This window comes from Streptomyces sp. Inha503, from assembly GCF_047215865.1.
Lineage (GTDB): Bacteria > Actinomycetota > Actinomycetes > Streptomycetales > Streptomycetaceae > Streptomyces > Streptomyces lycopersici.
The window spans coordinates 6842044-6868759 of the sequence record NZ_CP178360.1 but is presented as its reverse complement, the minus strand read 5'-3'; the positions used below and the strand labels follow the sequence as shown (position 1 = coordinate 6868759).

Annotated in this window: 19 protein-coding genes and 1 riboswitch; of the genes, 9 read left to right on the top strand and 10 right to left on the bottom strand. The window is 68.0% G+C overall.

The features are described 5' to 3' along the window. Positions 1-55 precede the first annotated feature (55 nt). From ACJX2R_RS28775 to ACJX2R_RS28760, 4 genes are all read left to right on the top strand, one after another. Positions 56-2008: a PrsW family intramembrane metalloprotease gene (locus tag ACJX2R_RS28775; protein WP_413102523.1), complete on the top strand. Its 1953-nt coding sequence runs from the start codon at positions 56-58 to the stop codon at positions 2006-2008. A gap of 95 nt (positions 2009-2103) precedes the next feature. Continuing rightward, positions 2104-2697 (top strand): SigE family RNA polymerase sigma factor, encoded by a 594-nt coding sequence (locus ACJX2R_RS28770; RefSeq protein ID WP_413102522.1) that lies wholly within the window; start codon positions 2104-2106, stop codon positions 2695-2697. Next, entirely contained in the window at positions 2690-3541 is an 852-nt protein-coding gene (locus tag ACJX2R_RS28765) for a hypothetical protein (RefSeq protein ID WP_413102521.1), read from the top strand. Before ACJX2R_RS28770 ends, ACJX2R_RS28765 begins: the two co-directional genes overlap by 8 nt. Then, positions 3535-4785: a L,D-transpeptidase gene (locus ACJX2R_RS28760; RefSeq protein WP_413102520.1), complete on the top strand. Its 1251-nt coding sequence runs from the start codon at positions 3535-3537 to the stop codon at positions 4783-4785. Before ACJX2R_RS28765 ends, ACJX2R_RS28760 begins: the two co-directional genes overlap by 7 nt. A 76-nt stretch (positions 4786-4861) precedes the next feature. Here the strand turns inward: ACJX2R_RS28760 and ACJX2R_RS28755 are convergent, their stop codons facing one another. Genes ACJX2R_RS28755 through ACJX2R_RS28740 form a run of 4 tightly spaced genes read right to left on the bottom strand, consistent with a single transcriptional unit; the run spans position 4862 to position 12634 of the window. Beyond that, on the bottom strand, positions 4862-5962 hold the full coding sequence (locus tag ACJX2R_RS28755) for a DNA helicase (RefSeq protein ID WP_413102519.1): 1101 nt from the start codon (positions 5960-5962) through the stop codon (positions 4862-4864). Then, the gene (drmB, locus tag ACJX2R_RS28750) at positions 5959-7857 is read right to left on the bottom strand and encodes a DrmB family protein (protein WP_413102518.1); all 1899 of its coding nucleotides are present in this window, start codon (positions 7855-7857) and stop codon (positions 5959-5961) included. Before drmB ends, ACJX2R_RS28755 begins: the two co-directional genes overlap by 4 nt. 5 nt (positions 7858-7862) lie before the next feature. Then, positions 7863-11021 carry a helicase-related protein gene (locus ACJX2R_RS28745; protein WP_413102517.1) on the bottom strand — a complete coding sequence of 1053 codons (3159 nt, stop codon included), beginning with the start codon at positions 11019-11021 and terminating at the stop codon, positions 7863-7865. After that, a complete protein-coding gene (locus tag ACJX2R_RS28740) occupies positions 11018-12634 on the bottom strand; it encodes an NERD domain-containing protein (protein WP_413102516.1) in 1617 nt (538 codons plus the stop codon). Before ACJX2R_RS28740 ends, ACJX2R_RS28745 begins: the two co-directional genes overlap by 4 nt. A gap of 167 nt (positions 12635-12801) precedes the next feature. Here ACJX2R_RS28740 and ACJX2R_RS28735 point away from each other — a divergent pair, with 167 nt between their 5' ends. The 3 genes from ACJX2R_RS28735 to ACJX2R_RS28725 all read left to right on the top strand — a co-directional run bounded on the left by ACJX2R_RS28735 (position 12802) and on the right by ACJX2R_RS28725 (position 18244). Beyond that, positions 12802-16365: a sigma-70 family RNA polymerase sigma factor gene (locus ACJX2R_RS28735; protein ID WP_413102515.1), complete on the top strand. Its 3564-nt coding sequence runs from the start codon at positions 12802-12804 to the stop codon at positions 16363-16365. Between the two features lie 110 nt (positions 16366-16475). Then, on the top strand, positions 16476-17360 hold the full coding sequence (locus tag ACJX2R_RS28730; RefSeq protein ID WP_413102514.1) for a hypothetical protein: 885 nt from the start codon (positions 16476-16478) through the stop codon (positions 17358-17360). Continuing rightward, positions 17357-18244: a DUF6339 family protein gene (locus ACJX2R_RS28725; RefSeq protein ID WP_413102513.1), complete on the top strand. Its 888-nt coding sequence runs from the start codon at positions 17357-17359 to the stop codon at positions 18242-18244. Before ACJX2R_RS28730 ends, ACJX2R_RS28725 begins: the two co-directional genes overlap by 4 nt. Here the strand turns inward: ACJX2R_RS28725 and ACJX2R_RS28720 are convergent. The 3 genes from ACJX2R_RS28720 to ACJX2R_RS28710 are packed head-to-tail and all read right to left on the bottom strand — an operon-like array spanning position 18213 to position 20981. Beyond that, positions 18213-19526 (bottom strand): DNA cytosine methyltransferase, encoded by a 1314-nt coding sequence (locus ACJX2R_RS28720; RefSeq protein WP_413102512.1) that lies wholly within the window; start codon positions 19524-19526, stop codon positions 18213-18215. The two genes, ACJX2R_RS28725 and ACJX2R_RS28720, sit on opposite strands and share 32 nt — an antisense overlap. Continuing rightward, on the bottom strand, positions 19523-20530 hold the full coding sequence (locus ACJX2R_RS28715; protein WP_413102511.1) for a DNA cytosine methyltransferase: 1008 nt from the start codon (positions 20528-20530) through the stop codon (positions 19523-19525). The genes ACJX2R_RS28720 and ACJX2R_RS28715 overlap by 4 nt, the downstream gene beginning before the upstream one ends. Positions 20531-20540: 10 nt before the next feature. After that, positions 20541-20981 (bottom strand): very short patch repair endonuclease, encoded by a 441-nt coding sequence (locus ACJX2R_RS28710; protein WP_413102510.1) that lies wholly within the window; start codon positions 20979-20981, stop codon positions 20541-20543. Between the two features lie 342 nt (positions 20982-21323). Here ACJX2R_RS28710 and ACJX2R_RS28705 point away from each other — a divergent pair, with 342 nt between their 5' ends. After that, complete coding sequence (locus tag ACJX2R_RS28705; protein WP_413102509.1) at positions 21324-21632, top strand: hypothetical protein; 309 nt, start codon at positions 21324-21326, stop codon at positions 21630-21632. Positions 21633-21706: 74 nt separating this feature from the next. Beyond that, positions 21707-22006: a hypothetical protein gene (locus tag ACJX2R_RS28700; RefSeq protein ID WP_413102508.1), complete on the top strand. Its 300-nt coding sequence runs from the start codon at positions 21707-21709 to the stop codon at positions 22004-22006. Between the two features lie 183 nt (positions 22007-22189). Here the strand turns inward: ACJX2R_RS28700 and ACJX2R_RS28695 are convergent, their stop codons facing one another. The 3 genes from ACJX2R_RS28695 to ACJX2R_RS28685 all read right to left on the bottom strand — a co-directional run bounded on the left by ACJX2R_RS28695 (position 22190) and on the right by ACJX2R_RS28685 (position 26440). Continuing rightward, complete coding sequence (locus ACJX2R_RS28695) at positions 22190-23134, bottom strand: aldo/keto reductase (RefSeq protein WP_413102507.1); 945 nt, start codon at positions 23132-23134, stop codon at positions 22190-22192. Positions 23135-23281: 147 nt separating this feature from the next. Next, the gene (locus ACJX2R_RS28690; protein ID WP_413102506.1) at positions 23282-24526 is read right to left on the bottom strand and encodes a M23 family metallopeptidase; all 1245 of its coding nucleotides are present in this window, start codon (positions 24524-24526) and stop codon (positions 23282-23284) included. Between the two features lie 11 nt (positions 24527-24537). After that, positions 24538-24708, bottom strand: a riboswitch (cyclic di-AMP (ydaO/yuaA leader). A 382-nt stretch (positions 24709-25090) separates the two neighbouring features. After that, entirely contained in the window at positions 25091-26440 is a 1350-nt protein-coding gene (locus ACJX2R_RS28685) for a PP2C family protein-serine/threonine phosphatase (protein ID WP_413102505.1), read from the bottom strand. Between the last annotated feature and the right edge of the window lie 276 nt (positions 26441-26716).

Below are 26716 nucleotides of genomic sequence, written 5' to 3'. Positions count from 1 at the left end.
GTACGAGGCGCCGCAAGGAGCGCGGCACGAGGCACCACACGAGGCACCACACGGCGTGCCGCACGGGACGCCGCAGGACGACGCCCTACACGGGACTCCACAGGACGACGCCCCGCACGGGGACGCCCCGCGCGAAGCGGCACGGTCAGCGCCGCACGCCGACGCCCCGTACGGCACGTCCTACGGCTCTCCGTACGGTGACCAGCACCCGTGGTTCCACCCCGGCGCCGCACCGGCGGGCTGGCCGCAACCGCCCCGCCAGCGGCTGTGGGGCCCGGGCGGCCGCCTCGCCCGCGTCTGGCACAACAAGGCGCTCAGGGCCACCGCACTCACCGGTCTGCTCTCGCTCTCCGGCCTGGTCATCCTGGCGCTGGTGCGCGAGCAGACGGGCACCAAGGGCTTTCTGGTGGGGCTCGGCCTCGCCGTCCTCCCCGTGCCGCTGATCATCGCGGTCTTCCGGTGGCTGGACCGCGTGGACCCCAAGCCCTGGCGAAACCTTTTGTTCGCCTTCGCCTGGGGGGCGTGCGCGGCGACGCTGGTCGCGCTGATAGCCAACGGCTTCGCCACCGAATGGCTCATGACGACCGTGGACTCCTCGTCCCCGACCGGCCAGGCCGACGCCGACGCCTGGGGCGCCACCTTCATCGCGCCGTTCGTGGAGGAGAGCGCCAAGGCGGCCGCCGTCCTGCTGCTCTTCCTCTTCCGCCGCCGTGACTTCAACGGACTGGTCGACGGGGTCGTCGTCGCCGGAATCACCGCCACCGGTTTCGCCTTCACCGAGAACATCCTCTATCTCGGCTCGGCCTTCGTCAGCGACCAGACGCTCGGCTACTCCGGCATCCGGTCGACCACGGCCGCGACCTTCTTCATCCGCGCCGTGATGTCCCCCTTCGCGCACCCCCTGTTCACGTCGATGACGGGTGTGGGCTTCGGCATAGCCGCCGCGGCGGCGCGGCACCAGCGCGTCCGCCGCGTCCTCATACCGATCGCGATGCTGCTGACGGCGATGGTCCTGCACGGCGTCTGGAACGGCTCGGCGACCCTCGGCGGTTACGGCTTCCTCATCGTCTACGCCCTGTTCATGGTCCCGGTGTTCGGGTTGCTGACCTGGCTGACGATCTGGTCCCGCACCAAGGAACTGCGCGCGATACGGGAGCAGCTCACCGCCTACCAGACGGCCGGCTGGCTCACCCCGCCCGAACCGCTCGCGCTGTCCTCGATGCGCGCCCGCGGGATCGCCCGCGACCTCGCCCGCCGCACCCACGGCGCGGTGGCGGCCCGTACGGTCGGCGAGTACACCGCCTTCGCGACCTCGCTGGCCCTGCTGCGGCGGCGTGCGTACCGGGGTACGGCGGGGCCGGACTTCACCGCGCGCGAGAAGGAACTGCTGGACCGGCTGTGGGAGCGGCGGGAGACGGCCCAGCCCGCCCTGGCCCACGCGGCGCTGTCGGTGCCGCTCCCCCGGCCCCGCCGGGTACCCCGGCCGGCCCCGGGCACGATGCCCGCACCGTTCTGGCCCGCGGGGCCGTACGGCGGCGGGTACGCATACGGCTACGGAAGCGGTCAGGGCTACGGCTACGGCAGCCCCGGGTCCGGCTACGGCTATGGCGACCCCGCGTCCGGCTACGGCTACGGAATCTCCGGGTCCGACCACGGCCATGGCGCCGGGTCCAGCACCGGCGACGGGAGCCCCGGATCCGGCACCGGGCCCGGCCACGACCCCGGATCCGGCTCTGGCACCGGGCCCGGCTCCGGCTCCGGCTCCGGCGCTCAGGCGCAGTACGGGCCCCACCCGACCTACGCACCATGGGGCGCCCCTCCCCCGCACGGCCCGCGGCCACCGCGAACGCCGCAACCACCGCACACCCAGCAACCACCGCAGACCCCGCGGCCACCGCACACCCCACAACTACCGCAGATACCGCGGCCATCGCAGGCCGCGCAGCTACCGCGGAGCCCGCTCCCGCCCACGAACTCGGCGCCGCCCCACACCTCCCCCGTGCCGTAGGGATCCGGCGGCCCCGAAAGTCGTCTGTAACCTCCCGCCCCTTTCGGACGTGTTCCTACATAGAAGCGGGGAGCACGCGGGGGCGCGGGGGATTCATGTCAGCACCATCACCTTCATCCACACCATCCGATTTCGACCAGTTCTATACGGTTACGGCGAAGCGGCTCGTGGCCGCGGTCTATGCGGCGACGGGCGACCTCGCCGAGGCCGAGGACGCGGTGCAGGAGGCGTATGCCCGGGCGTGGCAGCGCTGGGACCGGCTGACCGCCGAGGGTGATCCCACGCCGTGGGTGCGCACCGTCGCCCTGCGCCTCGCCGTCAGCTCCTGGCGCCGTGCCCGTAACCGCATGCGGGCCCACTTCCGCCATGGCCCACCCCCCGATCTCCCCGATCTCGCCCCGGACCGGGTGGCGCTGGTCGATGCCCTGCGCGGGCTGAAGCCCGAGCAGCGTACGGCCGTGGTCCTGCACCACCTTCTCGATCTGCCCATTGAGCAGGTGGCCCGGGAGACGGGCGTCTCGCCCGGCGCCGTGCGCACCCGGCTGAGCCGTGCCCGCAAGGCCCTCGGCTCCCATCTCGCCGACCCCGAAGCCGATGCAGACACCGAGGCACCGACACCGCCAGCGACACCAGCACCGGCTCCCCATCCGCCCGTCTGCCACCCCAAGGAGGTGCCCTCCCATGGCTGATCTGGACGAGCGCCTGCGCGATATCGCTCGCGATGTCGAGCCCTCCATACGTCTGGCGGGCCCGGAGGCCGTGCGTGCGCGGGGCCATCGGCGCCGCGCACGGCAGCGCACCGCGATCGCCGCCGCGGCCGTCCTGGCGGTGGCCGCCGTGACCGCGGGCTCCTGGCGGCTGCTGCCGGGCGACGACTCCGCCCGTACGCTCCCGGCGGCCCCGCCCGCCCCGCGAACGGACCGCGTCCCGGGGGCGCCGATCCCCGCGAGCGCCCTCCTTCGCCCCTCGGCGCTGCCGTTCGACGCGATGATGCGCTGGAAGACGGCCGACTCCACCAGCTCCACCGACAGCTCCACCGGCAACGGCCGGGCACCGCTGCTCGACCTCTCCCCCAGCTGTCGCCTCGACGGTCCCCGCCCCCTCGCCCAGCGCACCCGCGACTACCAGGGCCGCAAGGCGGAGCAGGCGCGTCACACCATCAACGCCTATGCGAGCGACGGCGAGGCCGCGAAGGTCTTCGCCTCCCTCGAGGAGACGCTGAAAGACCGATGCGCCCGCCCCAAGGCGCTGGGCACCACCTCGTCACCCAAGCTCCCGGCCGACGAGCCGACCACCATGACGTACGGCTGGCACTCGCCCCGCGCACCGCATGACGCCCAGGTCGTCCTGATGCGCTCGGGCACCCGGGTCGGGGTCTTGCAGGCCGGAGGCATCGGCAGCCCGTCCGGCGACTACACCGACGGCCCCTCCGCCTACTGCATATCGGTCTCGCTGTGGCGCCTCGATCCCACCGCCACCGCCTCCCCCGGCCCGTACCGCGCCAACCCCGAGGAGGTGAAGAGGCGTTGCTGACCCGCTCCTCCCCACCCACCACCACCGCTCACGACTCCCGCAAGAGGTCCTCCGTGCTCTCCATACGCTCCCTGCGCACCCTCACGGTGCCCGCCATCGCCGTCGCCCTGCTCGCCGGATGCCAGTCGGCGTCGAAATCCGCCTCGGTGGACCCGGCCGACGCCAAGCCCGCCCGGATCACCATCACCCCGGGCAGCGACTCGGCGGCGATAGCCCCCGACGCCCCGGTCAAGGTGACCGCCTCCCACGGCACCCTCACCAAGGTCCGCATCGCCCCCGACGGCGCCGGCTCCCAGGCCGTCACGGTGACCGGCGCCCTCTCCCACTCCAAGACCAGCTGGCGCTCCAACCGCACCATGACCCCTGGCACGACTTACACCGTCGAGGCCACGGCCACCAACGCCGTAGGCAAGACCGCCGTCCAGCACTCCACCTTCCGCACCCGCGCCGCCCAGCAGATCAACGGCGTCACCGTCACCCCGTCCAAGGACACCACCGTCGGCGTGGGCCAGCCGGTCTCCCTGGCCTTCGACCACCCGGTGCCGAACAAGGCAGCGGTGGAGCGCAGCCTCTCCATCTCCACCAGCCCGAAGGTCGAAGGCTCCTGGGGCTGGGTCAAGGACCCCCTCACCGGCATCGAGCGCGTCGACTGGCGCCCCAAGACCTACTGGCACAAGGGCACCAAGGTCACCCTCCGCGCCCGCCTCAGCGGCGTGAACACCGGCGACTCCCGCTACCTCCGCCGCGATGTCTCGACCACCTTCACCATCGGCACCCCCCGGATCTCCAAGGTCGACATCAAGAACCACACGATGACCGTCTACGAAGACGGCCAGAAGCAGAAGACCATCCCCATATCCGCCGGCCAGCCCTCCTACCCCACCTGGAACGGCACCATGGTCGTCCTCGACAAGGCCCCCATGGTCAACATGACCAGCGAGTCCGTCGGCATAGCCGACCCCTACAACAAGGACGTCCCCTGGGCCGTCCACCTCACCACCTCGGGCACCTACGCCCACGCCGCCCCCTGGAACGAGGGCCTCGGCTACTTCGGCCAGTCCAACCAGAGCCACGGCTGCGTCGGCATGTCCCTCGCCGACGGCAAGTGGTTCTACAACCGCGCCACCCGAGGCGACATCGTCCAAATCACCGGCTCCACCCGCGCCACGGTCTCCACCGGCAACGGCTTCGGCGACTGGAACCTCCCCTACCCCTCCTGGCAAAAGCTCAGCGCCCTCCACTGAGCCTCACGCACCTGCGGGCACTCACTCCCTGAGGCGTGGGTGCCCGTATGGGCACCCACGTTGGCGATCCGCTCGGTCAACCGGGCTGTCGGACCAACAAGGACTCCGGGACGCTCGACAGGATGGCAGGCTCTTCGGAGCCGCGGTGAGCGAAGTAAAGATCCTCGCGGGCGCGAGTACACAGGACAAAGAAACGAAGACGAGCCTCCACACTGGTCGGGTCCTCTGTGTACGCGTCCAGGTCCGGTACGAAGACGCTGTCGAACTCCAAGCCTTTCATACTGGCCGTGCTCACGATCCGGATCGGCTGCACCGAGAAGTCCATGGTGTTCCGGTATCGATCATCGTATGCATAGGCCTGGGTGTACTTTGCATGCTTGAGGTATGTGAGTTCGTTCTGGATATCCCTCACCGTATGGGTCGACCTACAGATGATTCCGATGCTTCGTTCCGGATGCGCATTGAAGTACTGGGAAACTCCGGTCAAGAGATGCCTCAGCGAGGGAACTTTCAGCACAGTGGGCGTACGGCCCACACGCGTCGGCAAGATCATCTCACTCCCGGCCTTCTCGTAAAACTCGGATGCCAGCCTCGCGATCTCCCGAGTGTTTCGGCGGTTCTCGCGCAGCACGAGTGGATCATCCTGAGCGGCGATGGCCCGACATATTTCGGAAAGAGTGCTTTGACCATCACCGATCCGCTGGTTTTCGTCCGCACACACGGTGACGCCAACTCCAAGGATTTGGCACAAGCGATAGAAATCGACGGGCAGCTTCTGGCCTTCGTCGATCACCAGGTGTGCGGTCGACACGACCCTCTGCTCAATACAGTCCCGTTGCATCTCGATCCAGTCGTAGATCCAACCATCCTCGTCGATGTGTGGCGGATCGATCTGGAAACGCCGGCGCCAGAAATCCCTGATCCACAGATGGTAGGTGGTGACATTGAGCGCCTCCGTAAGGTCCGGCGCCATTTGAGCGAGGTACTGATGCAGCAGATTGGAGCGTGTGATGAGGGCAACCTCGCGACCGGCGGTCGCCAATGCCCAGGCGCGGTAGATGGCCATCACGGTCTTTCCGGCGCCAGGTGTCCCGGTGATGACGTGGCTTCCGTGGAACGGAAGATCGAGGACCGCCTGCTGCTCGACCTCGAGGTCCAGGAGGGAAGGGATCTTCATGGAAGGTCGACGGCTCCGGCCGACTCCTCGAACGCGGCCTGGACGACTCCCCGAAAGAATCCAGGGACCTCGCCCTCGCCGATCAACAGCGTCCTGTCCAAAAGGGAGTTGTCGATCTCGCAGCAGGTTTCGGGCAGAAGCGTGCACGCATGGCAGGCGGCGCGGTTCAAATTTGCCAGAGACCGGCCCGTCGAATCCGCACACAAAGGGTCCTGCGAGCACCACTGAGCCGATTCGAGCAGTCGGATCAATGTCTCCACAAGATTCGGCGGTTGCCCCTGGCGGACGAGCCCGCCCAGCGTCCCTTCCGCGTCCCCGGCGGCCGTGTAGATGAACACGCCGGCTTGAGGCGGATGCTCGCTGCCCGAGGGGTGACTTCGGGCGTAGACCCGTTCCCTGAGCGAGGCTGCGTTGTACCCGCTGTCGTAAGAGAGTTGGCGGATGAATTGATGGGCCAGAGTGTGCAGCATCACGAATCGTGGGAGAAGTACCGGGCCTGATTTGCCCCTCAGGCGGTCGGCCTTGTACGAGGCATTCAAGTTGCGCTCGATGCGTCGTGTCCAATCGCCCACCGACGGAATGCTCTCCCAGGCGCTCACCTGTTCCTCGTCGACAGCGATGAAGATTCCTTCACCGTAGGTCTCTATGGCAGGCAGCCATTGGGCCCGGGCCTGCGTGTTGACCGACACGACGCGTCCGCCTTCGCCTTCTTCCTCATCGCCGGAGTTCGGCTCGTACCGCGTGAACCCTTCGAGCGCACGCACCTCACGCACCCGGTCCGCGATGACGACCGCGGAGACACTGGCAGCCAGCTCCTGCATGGATTCAGGGTCTTCGTGGTCGACACCGAGATGGCTCCGGCGCACGGAGAACGTCTCCGAATCGGCAACGGATTCCGGAGCGGAAAAGGCTGCCCATTCCGCGATACTGAGGTCGTCGTCCGCATCGGTCATGGAATGTGTCGACGCCTCCTCGGCGGTGTGGCGTCGTCGAACAGACTCCACGAATTCCTCCGAAACCTCGCACTCGTGGGCGAGCACCTTTCGGTAGGCATCGGAGATAGGACTGTCACCCGCGCTCGCGAAGTTCGGCCAATGCGGGTGATTGACCACCCGCTGGATCAGTTCGTCATTCTCGGGCAGACCCGCCGGTGCTGGGATGTCGAGAGCCGAGTGCGTGATCGGGAAGTACACGTTGGAGGCCCCGCGCTGCACTGCTTGCGGTGTTTCCTCGCAAGGGTCGGCCTCATCGGTTTCGAATTGCCAGGGGTGGCTTCCGAGGCACTGTAGGCCCGTTTGCTTGAGGATGTTCTTCTGGCTGATTCCCGCCAGGCTGCGTCCGGCCCGGCACGCGTCACAGACCACGCGCAGGGCTTCCAGCCCGGAGGACCGGGGAGTGGCGACGAACCGAAGCCGGCGAACCTGGCATTGACGTTGAGCAGGCCCTTCGCCCCTGGAGTGAGCCCATCGACGCCAGTCGATGTCGGCCATATGGCCTGCCCGGCATACCTGGATGAAGCGCATCGGAGCCAGCTGAGGCTTCCCCGGGCAACGTCCACAGGTCGGTTGCTTGTTCCGTAGCTCACGCTCGCGTTCCAGACGCCAGAACTGCATTTCCCTGCACTGAGGGCAGAAGAGCCACTTGGGGAACCGTACGTACAATGGTCCGTTACGGGTTGTGTAGGCTGCCTTTCCCGAGGGGATGACAGGGGCTGAACGGAATTCAGCAACCCGCAATTTCTTCGCGAGGCGTGGTGATTCCACCCGCTCGGCGTTACGTGCCCAGCCTCGAACATCGGCGGCTACGAATGATTCGCCCCGGAGGTCGAGAATCCCGCCCACGCCGAAGGGGACGATGGTCTGTGACCTGCGGACCTTTCGCCGAATATCCTTCACCGCTCTCACGCCCCTTTCACGGCCACGAGGCACTCACGGTCGACGTTGCGCATCGACTGAGCCGTCTCCCACAGGCCGTCCTGCTTGCCGAAGTCGGTGAGGAGTGATCCGTGCGTCCGTCCCTGGGGTTGGTAGTAGAGACGGCTGCCCTGGTTACGCGCGATCTCGGCCTCCTGCCGCCATTCTCCGATCAGCAAGTCCAGCTGCGCGGTCGCGGCGTCGGCCTCGCCCGGGTCAGCCCGCCGCACGTGGCTCACCACGAGGTCGCGGATCCGATCGACTTCGACTGTGCGCCCGAGGATGTCCCCGGCCTTGTCCTCCGCGTCGAGGCCGATTCCATGGCGCACCAGGATGATGAGCACGGCATGCAGGGCTCGTTTGCGCGATGGCAAGGACCATGGTGTGACGCTGGTCGGTTCCACATGCCGATAGAGCGAGCGGTGGTAGACACCGAAAGACTCGTAGTGGGACCGGTCGCGTGGTTTGGTCGAGCGGAAGAGCGTGACGATCAGTCCCGGTACATGACGACGGCCGACGCGGCTGGTGGCCTGGATGTATTCCGATGTCGTCTTGGGCTGCCCGTTCATGAGCATGAGGCCGAGCCGTGGAACGTCGACGCCCACGGAGAGCATGTTGGTCGTGGCGAGGAAGGAGACACTGCCACGATCCTTGAAGCTCTTGCCCAGGCGCTCGAGGAGACGTGGCTGAGCGGCACGCGGGATGTTGCTGGTCAGTTCGACCACCGCGTCGTCGTTCAACCTGCGCCGTCGTGTGTCGTCCTTCGTCAGGTGCTCGAGACGCGCGGGAATGTCGTCTCGCGCGATCGTGACCGTTCGACCGAGTTCTCGCAGGCTGTTGTGATAGGCGACCGCTGTCCAGTACGCATCGCGGAGCGTGTCGTCGTCACAGATCTCCTTCGGGGCCTGCAACACGGCGGCACCCACATGAACGGTCGAGGTCGAGGCGGTATGCCCCTGTGCCATGACGCCCACGTACAAACGCCCCGGCTTGTCCTTGTCGGGTGAGGCGAAGTAAGAGCTGCCAGCGTCGATCCCCGCCGGGGGGAAGAGCTGAGTGGGGCGACCGTAGAGGCTGCGGACCTGGTCCTGGGAGCGTCGAATCGTCGCCGTCGACGCGATGACCTTCGGCACGGTGCCGTCCCAGGAGCACAGCTCGAGGATGGCCGATTCGTACAGACCTACCGTCGTGCCCAGTGGGCCGGCCAGCAGGTGCAGCTCATCCTGGATCACCAGCGAGGGGGCGCGTTTGCCGCCCCTGCCGAAGAGGTTCCCGGCTTCCCGCTCCCACGCCAGCCGTGCGAACTTGTCAACGGTGCCGAGAACGAACGTCGGAGGTTCCTTGTAGATCTGTTCGTCCACGACGGACACCGGAAGTTGCTCGTGGAAGACGCAGGTGTCGCGCGGGCAGAAGAACGAGGTGGTTACCCCGTCCGCCCGAATACCGAAGTCCCGGTCCTGGCCCTGTCGTTCCGGGACCATCTCGGTACCGCACCAGGGACAACGTTCCAGCAGGAAGCGATCGTCGGGCTCATTCATCTGCTTCAGGATCCCGAGTTCTTCCTGCGCGGCGGAGATCTTGTTCGGCGTTGTCTCCTTGCCCACCCAGAGACCGATGGAGATGGGCTCCTGCCCGAGATCGTGGGACAGCGGCCCGTCGTGCCCCCTCCTGATGTACTCGAGGGCACAGATGGCCGTCGCCGTGCGCTGGAACTGCTGTGTGGTCAGCAGGCTCAGCGTATATCGGCTCAAAACGGCGGTGCCGCCCCCGATCGCGCCGAACCGCAACCGGCGCCAAAGGATCTCGAAGCAGGCCGTGAGCAGGTATGCCTCCGTCTTGCCGCCCCCCGTGGGGAACCAGATGAGGTCGACCGTCTTCCGATCCTCGTGCTCCGGGTTCATCAGACCCTCGACCACGAGCAGGAAGTACGCGAGCTGGAACGGGTGCCACGCATAGTCGCCATCGGGCTCGGACAGTTCGAGTACGTCGCTGTTCCTGCGGCGACGGCTGCCCGCCAGTTCCGGGCGGCTGTGGAGCATCTGGAGCGCCATGGCCCGATTGGCCAGGCGGAAGGCCTCTCGTGCCTTGTCACCCCCGGTGGTCGAAGCGGTGAGGGCGTTCACCCCCGCCTCCATGCGCTCGACTGCGGTCTCGATGCGCCCGAGGATTCGTACGGCGGGAACGGCAGCCCATGGCTGCAAGTCGTCCGCCTGGGATCGCTGGGTCTCGAACCACGTGCGATAGCCCAGGACGAAGGCCATCAGTTCCGCCCGGAGGTCTTCCACCGCGATATCGGTCCGGGCCAGATGCGCCAGGTTGAGCACCGGCAGGTTTTTGGGGCCGTCGGGTTTGATGTGTTCTACCACCTGCTGGGGCATGACCTCCGCTCGGACGGTGGTGACCGGGTCGGCATCGGTGTCCCACTCGGCCGCGCATCCGTGCCCCACGGCTCGGGTCACGATGTGCCGGTACTGGACACGAAGCTCCTGCTCCTCCTCGTCGCGGCTGTTGAGGCGGGTGCTGGGATACTCGAGCACTTTTCCGCCGAGTGTCGTCGCCCGAAGCTCCGCTTGGAAGAGCATCAGGTCCCGGTCCTTGTATGTACTCTCTTCTTCGTCATGCGCGTTGGCCAGAACACAGGTGACCAGGTGCCCGGTGCCGAAGCGACGCCACCTCGTGTGGAGACGGCCGTGCCCATCCAGAACGGGGATCGGGTCCCGCTGATCCGCGGTGACGGTCTCTTTCGTGGAAAGCCGCGGTTGCCGTCGCCAACTACGACGTCCGCCCTCGCGGTGCGTCGCGTAGCGAGAGGCCTCACACACCACCTCCAAACGGAGTGCGTTGGTGAAGAACGAGAAGCCCAGTGACGACGGAAGCCATGCGTTCGCCTCGGCCACGGGGTCGTCGGCGAAACCGTCCTCCTCTCCGCTGCCGGCTGCTTGCTCGTCGAATGCCTGCTCGCCGTCGTCCTGTGAGTGCTCCAGCAGGGAGGCTCCACGCGGATACAACGTCCCCATCAGATAGCGGCGGTCCGGAGGATCGGCGAGGATTTCGTCCTCGGCGACTGCGGGCCCGACCAATTGCCGACGGAGGTACTGCACGAAGTCGTCGCGGTGGTCGGAGAGCTGTGCTTGCGCGTCCTTCACTTGCGGTGTCCCTTCCGCGTCAGTACCGCAACGCCCAGATCGGCCAGTACCGGGCGGGTACCGGGGCGGAGAGCGACCCAGAGCTGGGCACGAGCCCTGGTCCAGGCCACGTAGAGCGCGTCGAGGCGACCCTCGAGGTGTTCGGGTTCAAGATCGATCAGACAGACGACATGGTTCTCGTGTCCCTTGAAATCGGGGACGGACGACCAGGTGAGGCGGTGCTTCGTGCGGTCGGTCCCGACTACATCGGTGAATCGCTCGATCTTGGAGGCTCGCTGTGACAGACGGGCCGAACTCGTTTCCCAGTCCCCGGAAGCGGACAGCAGGGTGATGTCCCGCGGTGAGACGCCCTCCCGCACGAGTTCGTTCACATAGTCGTCGAGGAGACGAGCTTCCCCTTGCCTGTCGTGCACGTCGGCGAAGCGGACCGGTTCGCCCTCACCGGCGGAGGCGACCCCCAGATTGGCGCCCGTGTAGGAGCGCACCTCTTCGACGATCTGCACTGTGTTACGGCAGTTGCGCTTCATGGGCCCGTACTCGAGGCCCAGCGTGCGCACGTACGCCCAGGCGTCGGGATCGTAGGTGTCCGGACTCAGAACCTGGTTGTTCTGATCCAACATGAGGATCCACCGGCCCTCGGCGAGGCCACCCGAGACCAGAGCCTCCAGGATATCCAGGCTCTCCAAGGTCATCAGATCCTGCGCCTCGTCCACGATCAGTTGGTCGAAGACGCGTCCCTGAACCTCGTCGAGGCGGTCGAATGGCAGGACCGTGATCGCGTCATCGGTGAGAACGCGGCTCATGTAGGTCGCCAGTGTGGTACTCGCACAGGTGAACAGAACGCTGCCGTGGGCAGACTTGCGACGGGCCGCCTCGGCGGCCAGGAACGTCTTGCCGGTGCCCGCTCCGCCGGTCCAGATGAGGCGTGCGTTGGATTCCAGATCGTCGAGCCTGTCGAGCTGTTCATTGGTCAGACGTTCGAATGTAACGTCGAGATGCGTCAGTCTCGACTGCAAATTGGGGACGCGGTCGAAATCCGGCCGGATGGCTTCGAGCATCTTCTTGCGCAGGGAGACAGAGACGGGGGTGCGGGCCCACCTGTTCTGCACCAACCAGAAGCGAGTGGCTCGTTCGATGCCCTGTGCCAGACCGCGTCCGCCGTCGTAGGCGGTGGCGCCGAGATACTGTTGTGGCTCGAACTCGGTCATGCGCGGGATGTCGACGTCTGTGGTGACCACCAGGTATCCGCTGGGGACACCATGGTCTCTCAGGTTTCCGACCCGGGCGCCGATCTCCCGCTCGAACTCGTGCATACTTCCGCTGGCCTGCGCAAAAGGGCTCTCCTTGGGGCCGTCCTCGTGGCCGGGCGGGCCGTAGTACCACCTCCCGTCGCGCTGATGGACCCGACCGCCCTTGACCTCGATGAAGAGCAGGATGTCAGGCGTGATCACAACAAAGTCGATCTCGCCGACACGCTTCTTGTGGTGTCGCGGAAGATGAACCGTGTGAAGCGCGACGCTCTCGTCGTCGGGAATCGCCTTGAGCGCCGCGAACACGCTGCGCTCAGCCTGGCTCCTGGTGCTGTTCGAGATCTCGCTCGGAATGATCCGCATCAACTCTCCCCATGGTCAAGCCAATACGTTCTCAAAGTACCGAGCGGTGGATTCTCCCGGGGGCGTGTCCTGCCAGGAAGTGCTGGCAACGGCGCCCCGATGAGTGATGGACTATGGAGGCACGGAGACAGATCGCGGGGGCGTGATGGCGATGGAGTGGGGGCGGTGTGTCCGGCGGGGGGACGAGTGACGCTGGTCGGGCGCTGCTGATCCGCCTCGTGCGGCGATTCACGGCCGAAGGACTCGAGCGCCGTACGGCTCTGCGGCAGGTGATGAGGGCTGCGCGCCTCGACGTGCAGGAGACCCAGGCCCTGTACGAGGCCGTGATAGCGGCGGAGGTGACCGAGGAGGACAGCGAAGAGGAAGCGGACTTCCCCCAGAGCACGAACTTCGATGGCGATACCGGTCCCGACGAGGTACCCGACAACTCGGAAGCGACGGAGACGGAAGAGGAAAATCCGGATCTCGAGTCGCTTCGCGGGACGGTGCGTGTAAACGACCTGGAAGCGGCTCGGCGGACCGCTCGGAAGCTGCTCCAGGCCGACCGGAAGCGGGTGAACCCGCACCGACTGCTGCTGAGCGCCGAGGAGGAAGTGGGGCTCTGTCTCTTGTTCCGGGGGACGGCAGGCCCGTCGGATCCGTTGCCCGACGGCTACGTGACGACGCTTCCACGAGACGGCGAGGCGTACCGGGCCTTCACCGCGATGGTCCTTCATAATCAGCGTCTCGTTCACAAGATCCTTCAGGGCCTGGGGTGGGCAGGCGGCCCCATGCACGATGATCTCGTACAGCACGGCATGATCGGGCTCATGCACGCTGTGGAGAAGTTCGACGTCTCCATGGGATGCAAGTTATCGACCTATGCCACCTGGTGGATTCGGCAGCGCATGAGTCGCGCCGTGATGAACGAAGGGTCGGCCATTCGCCTCCCGGTGCATGTCTGGACCGACGTGGACAAGGTTCGGAGGAAGGAACGGGAATTCCTCGACCAGGGCACAAAACCCAACGTGGACGACCTTGCCCTGGCATGCGGACTCGACCCCGCAAAGGTGGAGGAGTACCTGCGGTTGGGGCATCGGGCGATTCTGTCGCTCGATCAACCCGTGGGTGAGAACCTGACCCTCGGAGAGTTGGCCGTCGACACGTTGCGACCTGTACCGGGACCGGAGCAGGCGCTGTGGTCCGCATTCGAGCGCCAGGAGTTGTTCCAGTTCTTCGACGCATGCTCCCTCACGGACAGACTCCGGCACATTCTCCTGCTGCGATTCGGCTTCGTCGACGGCACGCCCTGGACGCTGGAGCAGATCGGCGAGCACTTCGAAGTCACGCGCGAACGCATTCGACAGCTCGAGAACAAGGCGCTGAAGGATCTGAGGATCCTCCTGGGCCTGGAGCCCGACAACGCCGGAGCGGAACGCCGGCGCGCCAAGGCTGCTCGACGGGCCGCTCGGGAGGCCGCCGCAGCGAACGCGCGTCGCAGAAGCCCGGAAAGGCGGAAGAACACGGGGGTCGGTGAGCCGCTGTCGAACAAGAGCGTCGGCACACCGAGGACGGAGAACGGTTCCGACAGGAGAGAGGGAACGGTGAGCTCGCAGGGAACGGGGTTCGATCGGTGGCTGGCCGGGCGAATGCGGGACAAGGGGATGGACTCAAGTCAGTTGGCCGACCGGTTGGGGGTGACGCGAGCGGCCGTCGACGCGTGGCTCGACGACCGCTCCGGTCCTCACCCGGAGCTCATGACCACGGTGCGCGAGATCCTGGGAGCCGAGGACGACTCAGTACGGGGCGTCGAGGTGGGGTCGGAGCGGCGACACGATCCCGTGGAAACGCCGGCCGTGTGGTACCACCGCCCCGGACACGACGACGGCGGCCGGGAATTCGGAAATGCGGCGGCCTTCGCCTTCGAGGCCGACTTGGAGGTTCTGGCCCGTGAGGCGACGCAGAACAGCCTGGACGAGCGTGACAGGAGAAACAACCGCCCGGTCAGGGTCCGGTACACCCTGCACGAACTGACCGGCGACACCCTCGCCCGGTTCCTCGCGGCCATCCGCTGGGACGGCCTCCGCTCGCACTACGAGGCGGCCGCCGCACAGGACCAGAAGGTCGGACGCGTGATCAACGCCGGCCTGCGGGAGGTGACCGAGTGGGATCGTCTGGTCCTTCTCCGGGTCGACGACTACAACGCCAATGGCCTCACCGGTGACGATTACGAGGACGGCCGATTCGCCGCCGTGGTGCGGCGTCAGCTCGACAGCCTCAAATCGGATGTGTCGGCAGGCGGTTCGTACGGCTTGGGGAAGGCCACGCTCTGGGCGACCAGCCGGCTGGGGCTCGTCCTCATGAACTCCACGCTCTCCGAGCCGCACGAAGGACGCACCGCGCGGCGGGTGATCGGCCGACTCGATCTGCCCTGGCGGGAGGTGGAGGGCAAGCGGTTCGCCGGTCCCGCTTGGCTGGGTCGACCGGACCCCGAGGCGGACAACACGGAGGTCGTCCGTTCCTGGTGGGCCGACGAGGAGACCGTCGAGAACCTGTACCTCACCCGAGAGGGGGATGAACCGGGCACGTCCTTCCTGATCGTCGGCGCGCATGACGTGGCCAGCCTCGCCGCCGGAACCGGGCAGGGTGAGGAGGACGATGTCGACGACGAGGACAGCCTGGAGCGCATGCACCAGAGGTTGCTCAGCGCCCTGGGCCGCAACTTCTGGGCCGCGATGACAGCGGGGGGCGAGCACCGGCCGCTGCTGGAGGCGTCGGTGCGGACACTGCGCAATGGCGTGGAGCTCCTGGCGGAGGAGCGGGTAGAGCCGCATGAGCACCAACCCGCGCGCTCGCGGGCTCTTCAGGCGTTTCTGAGCGGAACCACCGTGGATCGTCTCACCGAGGCGGGGCAGGTGGCTCGCATCACCGTGCCCTTGAACGTTCCGGCAAGGGACGGCGTCACCGATACGGCGGGCGAGCATCGGGCAGTGCTGCTGATCACCGATGCCACTGACGCGGACGGAAAGATCAACCGGGTGACCGCCATGCGCGGAAATCGTATGACGGTCAGGACCAGCTGGGTGCCCGGCCTCCCCCCGTCGACCAACCCGTTCCAGGCAGTTCTGCTCGTAGGTCGTGCGGCGGGGGAAGACGCGCCGTTCGCGGCCGAGGCCGAGGAGTTCCTTCGATCCTCCGAGCCGCCGGAGCACAACAAGTGGGGTCAGACCGAGGAGTTGCGCATGCGCTACTCGCCGTCGGCCCACCGTCGGATCGCGGCGTTGACGACGGCGACGAACAGGGCCGTCCACGATCTCGTGGCGATCCCCAAGGACAAGAAGTCGAGCGGCACGAGCAAGATCGGCAAGGGGCTCAAGATCACGGGCAAGCCCGGTGGCAAGGTCCGGGGAACGGTGACGCCTCCAAAGCTGCACGATCTGGAGGCCGTGGTCGCGCCGTCGGGCGCGTGGCAGATCACTGCCGAGGTCAAGGTGTCGCCCGGCGGAGTCCAGCCCTGGCGGATGAGCCCCGTCGCCAAACTGGACGTCCGGTCAGGTCCTCGCCCGGTGGTCAAGTGGGCCGAGCTCGTAGCCGTCAAGGACTGTGAACTGTCCGATGGTGTCCTGCACTTCCCGCCAGGAGTCCGCCGTGCCGTCTTTCGAGGCGTCACTGATGTCTCCACGCATCCGGTGCGGGCCGCACTGACCGGTCTCGAGGTCGTGCTACAGGAGAGCAAGGGAGGTGGAGCGTGAGGGTTTACCCCTACCCCCGACCGAATGGTGCGGTGACTGCACGCGTCACGGCTGTACGGCTGCGCGGCCCGGGCGACGCCCGGGAACAGTTGGACGCCAAAGGATGCTCGGTGGTCGAGCGGGTCGTGGCACTCGGCATGGCCGAGCGCCACGACTGGCAGAGCGCGCGACTCGTCCTGACAGCGACCGTGCCGGCTCGTGAGATCGAGGCCAAAGGCGAATGGTCCGATGTCGCCGTTGTCGCCGTTCTGACGGAGGGGGCCACCAACGCACGGACGGTTGCCCGGTTGTTCCCCGATTCGCAAGGGGGCAAGGATTGGACCGGGGAGATCGAACTCGACCGGGAGGACCATCTGGACCGCGCATCCCTCGCCGTGCACATGGTGGCCACAGTCGGAGGGGTCGAGGGGCGGATCATCGGCTCGACCGACCAGGACCAGGAGTGGAAGATCGACCTGACGGCCGACGCGCCGCTCAGGGACCGAGAACTCGACGTCAGCAAGGTCAGTTTCGCCCGAGGCGGCGATCGGCTGCGGAGTTTCCAGGGCGCACCCTGGGTCCTGGACACCGCGGGGCGGATGCCCGCCGTCCGTCTGAACTCGGATTTCGAGGGCCTGGTAGCCCTGGTGGAAAGCCAGGGCTCGACGATGAAGAGCATCCTGCGCGAGGTGCTGCTGGCCCAGATGCGCTCCGACGTGTGGGCCGCGGTCTTCCATACCGCCATCGGTGACCTGGAGGTCGAGGACGACGGTACTCCGCTCTTCCCGCCCGACTGGCGAGGTGCGGTGCTCCGCGAGATGCTCCCGGACATCGTCCCCGGCCGGCCGGAGGACGACGCCCTCCGCGAAGTGCACACCCGTCGTACCGGCGAGGGGGGCTGGGCGGACCTGCAACCGCGTATTCAATATGCGGCCGCTCGTCGCGCCGAGGCCCCCCAGGCGTTGGCCGACGCCTTCCGCGACATCGAACGACTCGACCAGGAGACCAACGCGTGACTTTGCGTCCCGAGTACCTGCCGGAACGGCTTGCTCTGATCTCCGACATCCAGGCCGCCGAGTACATCTCCGCAGGACTGCTGGAAGGGCGCGAAGACGTTCCTTCCATCGCACTGAACAAGGCTGCCGAGGCGTTGCCCGACGACGATGGGCGGCTACGACTGGACCGGGTGCGCGACCTGATCGACGACGCCATGGCCACGTTCCGGGACGAGCGCCCCACGGCGGCGGATGCGTGGCTGGCGCCGCGGCTGCACGAGACTCTTCGGTTGACTCGCCGGGAAGCGGCCGAGAAGGGCTTTTGGACGTTCATGGCCCTTGGAGTGGCTCCGGACTACGTCGTCTGGCGTCACCTGTCAGAACCGAAGGCGCACGATGCGCACGGCCGTGTGGCGCGCGACAGGTTCGTCGGCCCGCACTCCAAGCAGACGTTCGCCCGGCTCTGGTGGGCCGCCGAACTCTTCCGCGACGGCCCGGACTACCGACCCGCCGTCGTGGCCTGCGGCAATCAGGACATGCTGAACTCGGCTCTGCGGCTGGACGTCATCGATCACCGCCCTACCGCTCTGGCCCTTGTCAAGCTGTTGGAGCGAGGAACCGTGCGCACCGGCCGGGAAGTGAACGCCCTCACCTCCGCGGTCAACGCCGCTGCCGCGACGCTGATGTACGACGTCGTCGCTCCGGACGTGGAACGGGACGGGGAGGCGCTGCGCGACTGGATCGCGGGAGCCGGGTCGGCCCTCCCGTCACCTCGGAACCACCTGCCCGAGGGCCCGGAGGAGGAACGGGCTTCCCGCCAGGCGGTGGAGAAACTGGTCGACCATTTCGCGGAACTGTTCGCGGACGCGCAGGTCAGGGGGCGGACGTCGGGCGGGAGCGAGTGACCTTGTGTGAATCCGGGGGACATTGGCTCTGATCCCCGCACCCGATGCGACGCAGTTCGTCCGTGGTGGCGCGGGGCACACTCGGCCAGACCCTTGCGGCCGCCGACTCCTCCCCCGAAGGGACGTCCCCGCGCAGGGCCCTGCTGAGCACGTACATGCCCAGCCGCGGCGGCACCGCGTTGCCGACCTGCTGGGCCTGGTCGTTCCCGGACCACGGGAAGTTGTGCGGGAAGGTCTGAAGAACGCCGGCCTCCGGGATGGTGAAACGGTCGTATCGGTCGGCCTTGTAGGCCGCGTCGTCCGTGTAGACCTTGTTCCGGGAGATTTTTCCGGTCACCGTGAAGGCAGGTTCGGACGACAGGCGCCGCCCCCGGTTCTTCGGGTCGCCCCCGGAGCCGTAGTTCGAGACGACGAAGAACGTCAGCTCACCTCGTGTCCGGAGCCGGGACACGTCCACGGATGAGTCCTTCAGCCGGCTCGCCGCGTCGAGGGCCTCCGCCATGGAGAGCCATTGCGCGCGCTCGGGAATCTCGGATTCGGTGGGGAGCATGTCCGTCTGCACGGCATTGCGTTTCCCCCGATGCAGATCGAAGGGGAGATGAGTCGGTTCGAGCGGCTTGATGGCCCCGTCCCCGGGGCGCCGGGCGACGAGCACGGCACGCGTGCGCGTTTGGGGTACTCCGAACTCCTCGGTCTTCAGCTCCCAGCACTCCGCCTCGTACTTGACGCCCCTCAGCCGGCCCTCTCCGCCCCGCAGCAGCCTGGCGTAGACCTCCCAGAGGGGCAGGACCGCTGGGACCTGCTCCAGGACGATCGTCTTGTAAGGGTCGCGGCCCTCCGTCTCGATGGCCTTGAGAAGCCAACGAAGGGGCTCCAGGACCAAGGCGGTGCGCGGGTCGCCGAGGGCGTGCAACTCCTCGTCAATCTTCGCCTCGTCCTCCCCGTCCACCAGGCGGTGGATGAATTCCTCCACGGTGTCCAACGCTCGCCGCCCCACACCGCTGCCCGCGACGGAGAAGGACTGACAGGGCGGCCCGCCGGCGAGCACGTCGACCGATGTCGGGATCTCGTGGAACCGCTTCTCGCGCATGACGCTCACATCGGCGTGAATCGTCGGCAGTCCCGCCGCGTAGCGCGTCTCGCACGCGTTTCGGTCCCACTCGATCCCGATGCTCTTGAAGCCCAGGAAGTGCGCTGCCACATCGAGCCCACCGGGTCCCGCGAAGAGGTCCAGGATGCGGACACCGTCGAGATGATGAGCGTGTGTTCCCGGGGTGTTCATGGGGTTGAAGTGTAGCCGGCGCCAGGGGCCGAGGATGCCCCCAGTGCGGCCGTGATCGCCAAGCCGAGCGCCTCGCCCACCGGCGGTGGGGAGGCATGCCCTGTCTGGCGATAGCGGGCCGTCTTCTTTCCGGCGAATCTCCAATCAGGCGGGAAGCCCTGGAGGAGCGCGGCCTGCTCGGTCGTGATCCTCACCATCCCGTCTCGCCCCGTCCCGGGGGCCCAGACGAAGTCCGGGCCGGGCACGTCGTCGGCCACGGTGCCGCCGTCGACCCCGATCCGGGCCCATGCCTTCTTCGACCCCGTCGGTCCCAGATCCGGTCCTCCCCGCCGGTCCGACCCGCCCACCAAGGTCGGGGCCACGCAGAGCGCCTGGGCGGCCCACCGATCAGCGTCCGGCCAACCGCGCACGGCCATCGACCGGCGCAGAGCCTGTCCGACGGACAGATGCTCGCGCACGGTCGGCTCCGGCGGACGGAAGGCGTCGAAATACTCGTCCTTGAGCGCCACGAGCACGCCTTGCTTCCGCTCCTGCGGCACCCCGAAGTCGGCCGCGTTCAGGACGAACCACCGGAACCGGTAGCCGAGATGATCGAGCTCCTTGCGGATGAAGTCGCGTATCGGCTCGAAGTCCGGCGCGTTCACCAGCCCCGGTACGTTCTCGATGAGCAGGGCCCGCGGCTGGACCGCATGCGCCAGATAGACGGTCGCCTCCAGCAGCCGCAGTTCGGCCTCGGTGTCGGTCCGCGCGACGGTCGCGCTGGACTTCACGCGGGGCAGCCCTGCCGACAGCAGATCGACGTCGTAGATCTCCCGGTGCCGCGAAGGAGCGAAGTCCAGCAGGTCTGCTTCCAGGACCTGCCACGCCGGCCGGTTCATACGCAGCGTCTCGCACGCCACACGCTTCTTGTCCAGGAGCAGTACGGGTTCGAAGCCCGCCTGTTCCAGCCCCAGGGCCAACCCGCCCGCTCCCGCGCACACATCGACGAATCGCAGTTCGCTCATCGACCCCGCCCTATCGACGTCGTTTCCGTCTGTCGGCCTTCTCCCGGTCGACAGCCGCGGCCACCTGACGCATGACGGCGCCCGGTGACTCGTGTTCCCAGAAGCGCAGAACCGTCCAGCCCTCGGCGACCAACTGCGCGTTCGTCTCCTGGTCCCGCTCAATGTTGCGATCGAGCTTCTGGCGCCACCATTCCGCGTTCGCCTTGGGGCTGGTGGCGTGATCCGGGCAGCCATGCCAGAAGCAGCCGTCGATGAGGACGGCCAACTTGACACCTGTGAACGCGATATCGATCTTCCGCCTACGCATGCCCGGCACCGGATAGTGGATCCGGTAGCGATATCCAGAGGCATGGAGCAGCTGCCGCACCGCCCTTTCGGCACTGGTGTCCACATTCGTCTGCCGACTCATCCGGGCCGAGACGTCGGGGCTGGAGGGGAGTGCTACGCGCATGACCCCAGTCTCCTACTTCCCGACGGCTTGCGATGTCGGAGCCGGAAGACGGGCTTGTCGCCCGACGCCTCTTCGGACAGAACACGTACGCGCATCCTGGGGGAACAATGGCCGGCACAACATCGACAGCGCATCGTGAGCAATCCAATGCGTTCCGTATGTATTCCGGCGGAGAAGCACGGCCGGCAGCCGATCAGGCCAGCGCGTTCCTGCGCCCCGTCAGCCGGTACGAGACGCAAGAAGGGCTCGTGAAGTGGCCTGCCGGAGAGCAGATGAAGCGGCAGGCGATCGCCCTGCCAAGATGCCTTGCCCGGGGCAGGGGCTGCGGACGATCATTCGGGGATGAGAGCCGAGGTGCGGGCATTCGTTGCCGATGGGCCGCTTCCCGATGTGGGGGCGAGTGGAGAAGAGATCGACAGGCGTGTCGAGCAGCTGGATGCGATCTCCAGACCGGTCACGACCCAGGAGGCCAGGGCTCTGGCCGACTGCTTCGGTCCGGACGACTGCCATGGCGTCGCCTGGACGCTGCTGCACCTCATCGAGACGGGCCCGAACCCCGTCCTCAGCGTCAAGCCCGAGCCGGACGTCGACGAATGGCAGGACCGTCTCTGGACGCGGGCCTTGAATGCGGGGCTCGTGGAGGAAGACTGACGGGTCGGCGACGGTTCCCCGTGTCTGCTGCGTAGGGTCGGGGCCAGGAGATCCTTGGAGTGGGAGGTATGGGGATGGCTGGAGTGCCGGCGGGGGTTGTGGCTGCGGGTGGGTTGGTCGGGGGGTATTCGGTGGCTCGGTGGACCAAGAAGCGGCCCTTGGGTGGGGTTGCCCTGGCCGCTGCCGGGGCGGTGGCCGCTCGAGGGTGGCGGGAGAAGGCGGGGAACGGGACCGCCGCCGCGCTCAGTGCGGCGTATGTCGCCGCGTTCGCCGGGTCGCATCCGCTGGCGAAGAAGATCGGGGCCTGGCCGTCCGTCTTCGCCGTCGCCGGTGGCGTCGCCCTCGCGTCCTGGGCCCTTGCCGATCGGCGGTAGCCCTCGTCGATCGGTCGATCGACTGTAACCCTCGCCGATCGGCGGTAAGGGGTCCTGGGTCGTATGTAACGGTTCGCGTGTGTGCGGGTGGTTCAGGCGGGCGGGGCTCCGATATCGCCCGCCCGCCGTCCTACGGCCCGGTCCCGCTCAGTCCCTACGGTGCTCGTCCGGCCCGTCTTCCGTTCAGTCCGACGCCGACGTCAGCAGGTCCAGTTCCGGCTGGGTCAGCTTGAGGTCGACGGAGGCCAGGAGGGCGGGGAGCTGGTCGACGGTGCTGGCGCTGGCCAGGGGGGCCACGACTGTGGGCTGGGCGAGGAGCCAGGCCAGGGCGACCGTGGCGGGCTCGGTGCGGTGGTTGGCGGCGACGTCGTCCAGGGCGGCGAGGACCTTCTGACCGCGCTCGGTCTCCAGGTGCTTGGCCGCGCCCGTGGAACGGGGACTGTCGACGGCCGTGCCTGGGCGGTACTTGCCGGTGAGGAAGCCGGACGCCAGGGAGTAGTACGGGATCGTCGCCAGGTCGTGGCGGGCGGCGACCTCGGAGAGCTCGCCCTCGAAGGTGTCGCGCGAGACCAGGTTGTAGTGCGGCTGGAGGGCGACGTAGCGGGCCAGGTTCTCCCGGGTGGAGAAGGTGAGCTGGGCCTCCAGGCGGTCCGCGCCGACGTTGGACGCGGCGATCTCGCGGACCTTGCCCTCCCTGACCAGCTCGTCCAGGGTGGTGATGATCTCCTCCACCGGCACCGACGGGTCGTCGTAGTGGGTGTAGTAGAGGTCGATGTAGTCGGTGCGCAGCCGCTGGAGGGATTCCTCTACGCCCGATTTGATGGCGGACGAGGTCAGCCCGCGTGGCTCCGGGGAGCCGCCGCCCACCTTGGTGGCGAGGACGACGTCGGAGCGGTTGCCACGGGAGGCGAACCAGTTGCCGAGGATGGTCTCGGACTCGCCGCCCTCATTGCCCGGTACCCAGGCGGAGTAGACATCTGCGGTGTCGATGAAGTTGCCGCCCGCCGCCACATAGGCGTCGAGCACCCGGAAGGACTCGGCCTCGTTCGCGGTCCAGCCGAAGACGTTCCCGCCGAGGGAGAGCGGGAAGACGGACAGGTCACCGATCTTCTGTGTGTTGTCAGCCATACACCTTTACAACGGTTGGCTGGACGGGGTTGTTCCGGCCGACGTGCGTTCGTCACGGTCGGCCTCGTCGGGACGTAAAGGCCGGTTGAGACGTAAACCGGCGGCCCTGGCGTCAAGGGGGGAGAGAGCGCCAGGGCCGCCGGGGTATCAGGGGTTCAGCCCGTGCTGGCGCAGCCAGGGCATCGGGTCGATCGGCGAGCCGCCGCCCGGCCGGACCTCGAGGTGGAGGTGCGGGCCGGTCACATTGCCGGTGGCGCCGACGCGGGCGATGACGTCGCCCGTCGACACCTTCCCGGAGGTGACCACCATCGACGACAGGTGGCAGAACCAGAGCTCGGTGCCATCGCTCAGGGTCAGCACGATGCGGTAGCCGTACGAACCGGCCCAGCCCGCCTGGGTGATGGTGCCGCCGTGCACCGCCTTGACCGGGGTGCCGGTCGGGGCGGCGAAGTCCTGGCCGGTGTGGTCGGCCGACCACATGTCGCCCGCCTGGCCGAAGCTGGCGGTCAGGGTGTACGACCCGACGGGGAGGGTGTACGCGGCGGCGAGCCTGGCTTGACGCTCGGCCGCGGCCTTCTTCTCGGCCGCCTCCTTCGCCCGCTGCTCGGCGGCCTTCTTCTCCGCCTCGGCCTTGGCCTTCCGCTTGGCGGCCGCCTCCGCGGCCTGGTCGGCGGCCTTGTCCGCGGCGGCCCTGGCCTCCTTGGCGGCGGCCTGCGCCGCGGCGGTGCGGCTGTCCTCGTCCGCCGCGTTCTGCTGGTTCTCGGCCTGCTGGAGGATGCGGGCGCGAAGCGCCTCGCCGGCGTCGGTGGTGCCGCGCTGCTCGTCCTCGCTGGTCAGACCGGCCTGGGAGAGCGGGGCGGCGGCGGTCTGCGCGTCGCTGCTGTCGTCCGACGCCCAGGAGCCGATGCCCGGCAGATCCTTGGCGTCGGGCAGGCTGGCCTTGACCTCATCGGCGACATGGCCGAGGTCCGGCATGGATATGGGGAGCGCGGGACGGTCCTTGGCGCTGGCCATACCGCCCGCACCGACCGCCGCGATCACGCCGACCCCGAGGACGGCGCCGCTGCGCGCCATGGTTCCGCCTCGCTGTTTGGCAACGCGGTGCCGGCCGCGTACGGGGGCGATGGACTCCTCGGTGGGGTTCCACTCCTCCCAGGTCTCTGCCTCGAATCCGGCACCCGGGCCCTCGGAGGCGCCCTCATCCGCATAGCGGGCGTCCGCGTAGCGGTCGTCGGGGGCGAACGCGTAAGGGTCGTCGGGGGCGAATCGGCCGTCCCCTGGGCTCATCCCGCCGCCGGCGTCGAAGCCGGGGCCGTAGGCGGTGGCGGTCCCCAAACCGCCTCCACGTGTGCGATACGGAGCCTCGTCCAGGACAGACCTGTTGGACGCCACGGAGGCGCACTCCTTTCCTTCCCTCTCGCCTACCGGGTTAGCTGACGGGTTCGGAGCAGGAAGGTCTCCTACGGGTCAGGTTCGACCCGATTCACCCCAAGGTTGTTGGTTCCCCGGTTCCCTTGGTGCTGCTGGTGGTGCGGTACTGCCGCTGTGCGTACGGGATTCGGCGACGGCGCACGGTGCCGCCCTTGCGACGGTTGTGACGACCGCGCTGCGTTATCGAACGTTAATAGAGAGCGCGATGTGATTCCAAGCTGTTCCGAGGAATCCGCGCACCTTTGGCATGAACTTAGCGCTCAAGAAGGGACAGATGGGGGCGAGCCGACGTGCTGGGCAAGAGTTGGTAAAACCGCATACGATCGTGCATCAATTGTTATGCGGAGGGGTCTCAGTCGGTTACGCACAGTGTGCGGCGCGACGTGGCGCGGTGCGGTGCGATGCGGCGCGGTGCGGTGCGATGCGGCGCGATGCGGTGCGATGCGGTGCGGCGCGATGCGGTGCGGTGCGGTGCGGTGCGACACGGTGCGGTGCCGTTGATTGGTTGGGTGGTCGGTCGGTCGGCTACGACGGCGTGGGGTTCGCCCTGTCGTTCCCTCCACCGTCGTCCCGCCCGTTGTCCCGACCGCTGTCCCGCCCGTTCCCGCGGGCCGGGGTCCGACGGACCGCCAGCAGCGCCATGTCGTCCGGCGTTCCGCCACCCGTATGGCGCTCGACATCGGCCACCAAGGCGTCCAGCAGCTCCTGCGGACCGTCGAAGCGGCGGCCGCGCAGCCGCTCCTCCGGGTCGTAGAACTCGCCATGGCGGTCCCGGGCCTCCGTCACCCCGTCCGTGAACAGCAGCAGCGTCTCGCCCTCCGCGAACGCCAGCTCCATCACCCGGTCCGGCCAACCCGCCAGCTCCCCCATCCCCACCGGCAGCGCCGACGCCTCCGGCTCCAGGGCGCGCACCGCGCCGCCCTCCTCCAGGAGCAGCGGCGGCGGATGGCCGCGGTTGATCAGCCGCAGGGTGGAGTCGCCGCGCGGAATTTCGGCCACCACGACCGTCGTGAACCCCTCGACCACCTCCAGGTCGGCCCGCCGGGCGCCCTCGCGTTGGAGCGCCCGCTCCAGGCGGCCCACGAGCGCCTCCAGGGTCGTCTCCTGCTCCGCCGCCTCCCGGAAGCAGCCCAGGAGGATCGCCACGACCTCCACGGCCCCCAGCCCCTTGCCGCGAACGTCCCCGACGGTCAGCCGTACACCGTGCGGGGTGTCCTGGACCGCGTACAGGTCACCGCCGATCGCCGCGTACTTCTCCGCCGGTACGTAACGCGCGGCGATCTCCAGCCCGGCGAGCCGGGCGGGCGGCGCGGGCAGGACGGCGCGCTGGGCCGCCTCCGCGACACCGCGCGCCGAGGCGAGCCGGTGGTAGCTGCGGCGTACGACGCGGTTGATCACCAGCGCCAGCACGGTCACGGTCGCCACCGTGATGATCTCGGTGGCCGCCTGGGTCGGGTCCCGCACCCCGTGCAACTCCGCCAGCAGACAGGTGGTGAGGACGGCGACGACGGCCGTGCAGAGCGTCTGACGCAGCGGTAAGAGCGCCGCGGCGACCAAGGGGGCGGCGGCGAAGAAGGGCGAGGCGGTGTAGCCGGGCGGGGCGGCCAGGTCGAAGGCGATGCCGCCGAGGACGAGGACGGCGGGGACCCAGCGGGCAATACGGCGGCCCGGAGGCTCCTTACCGCTCTCCTCGGCCGGAGCCGGCCCCCCGGCGGACCCAGCGGACGCGTCAGCGGCGGCACCGGCCGCGGCGCCGGTGTCGATGAGCGTACGGAGGCGGGTGGTGGGGCGGCGGGCGAGCGGGCGGCTCAGCCGGGGCCAGGCCGTACGCCGCTCCGTGCGGCCCTCCGTACGCCCCTCCCTGCGGCCCTCCATACGGGCGCCCGTACGAGCCCTGCTCCCTCGCACCCGCACCGGCTTCTCTCGCTTCCCTGGTCCGCGTCCCTGCCGCCGTCACAGCGGCACGGCGGCACCGTCGTCACGGCGTCACCGTCGTCACCAGGCTTCCGGCTGACGGGCCGCCAGGCGAGCCGGTGTCGGCCAAGCGGGTGCTGGGCGGGTGGGGATGGGAAGCGTCAGATACCGCGTACGTCAGAAGGCCCGCGTACACCAGAGGGCCCGCGCCAGGAGACTCCGCGTACGTCAGAACCA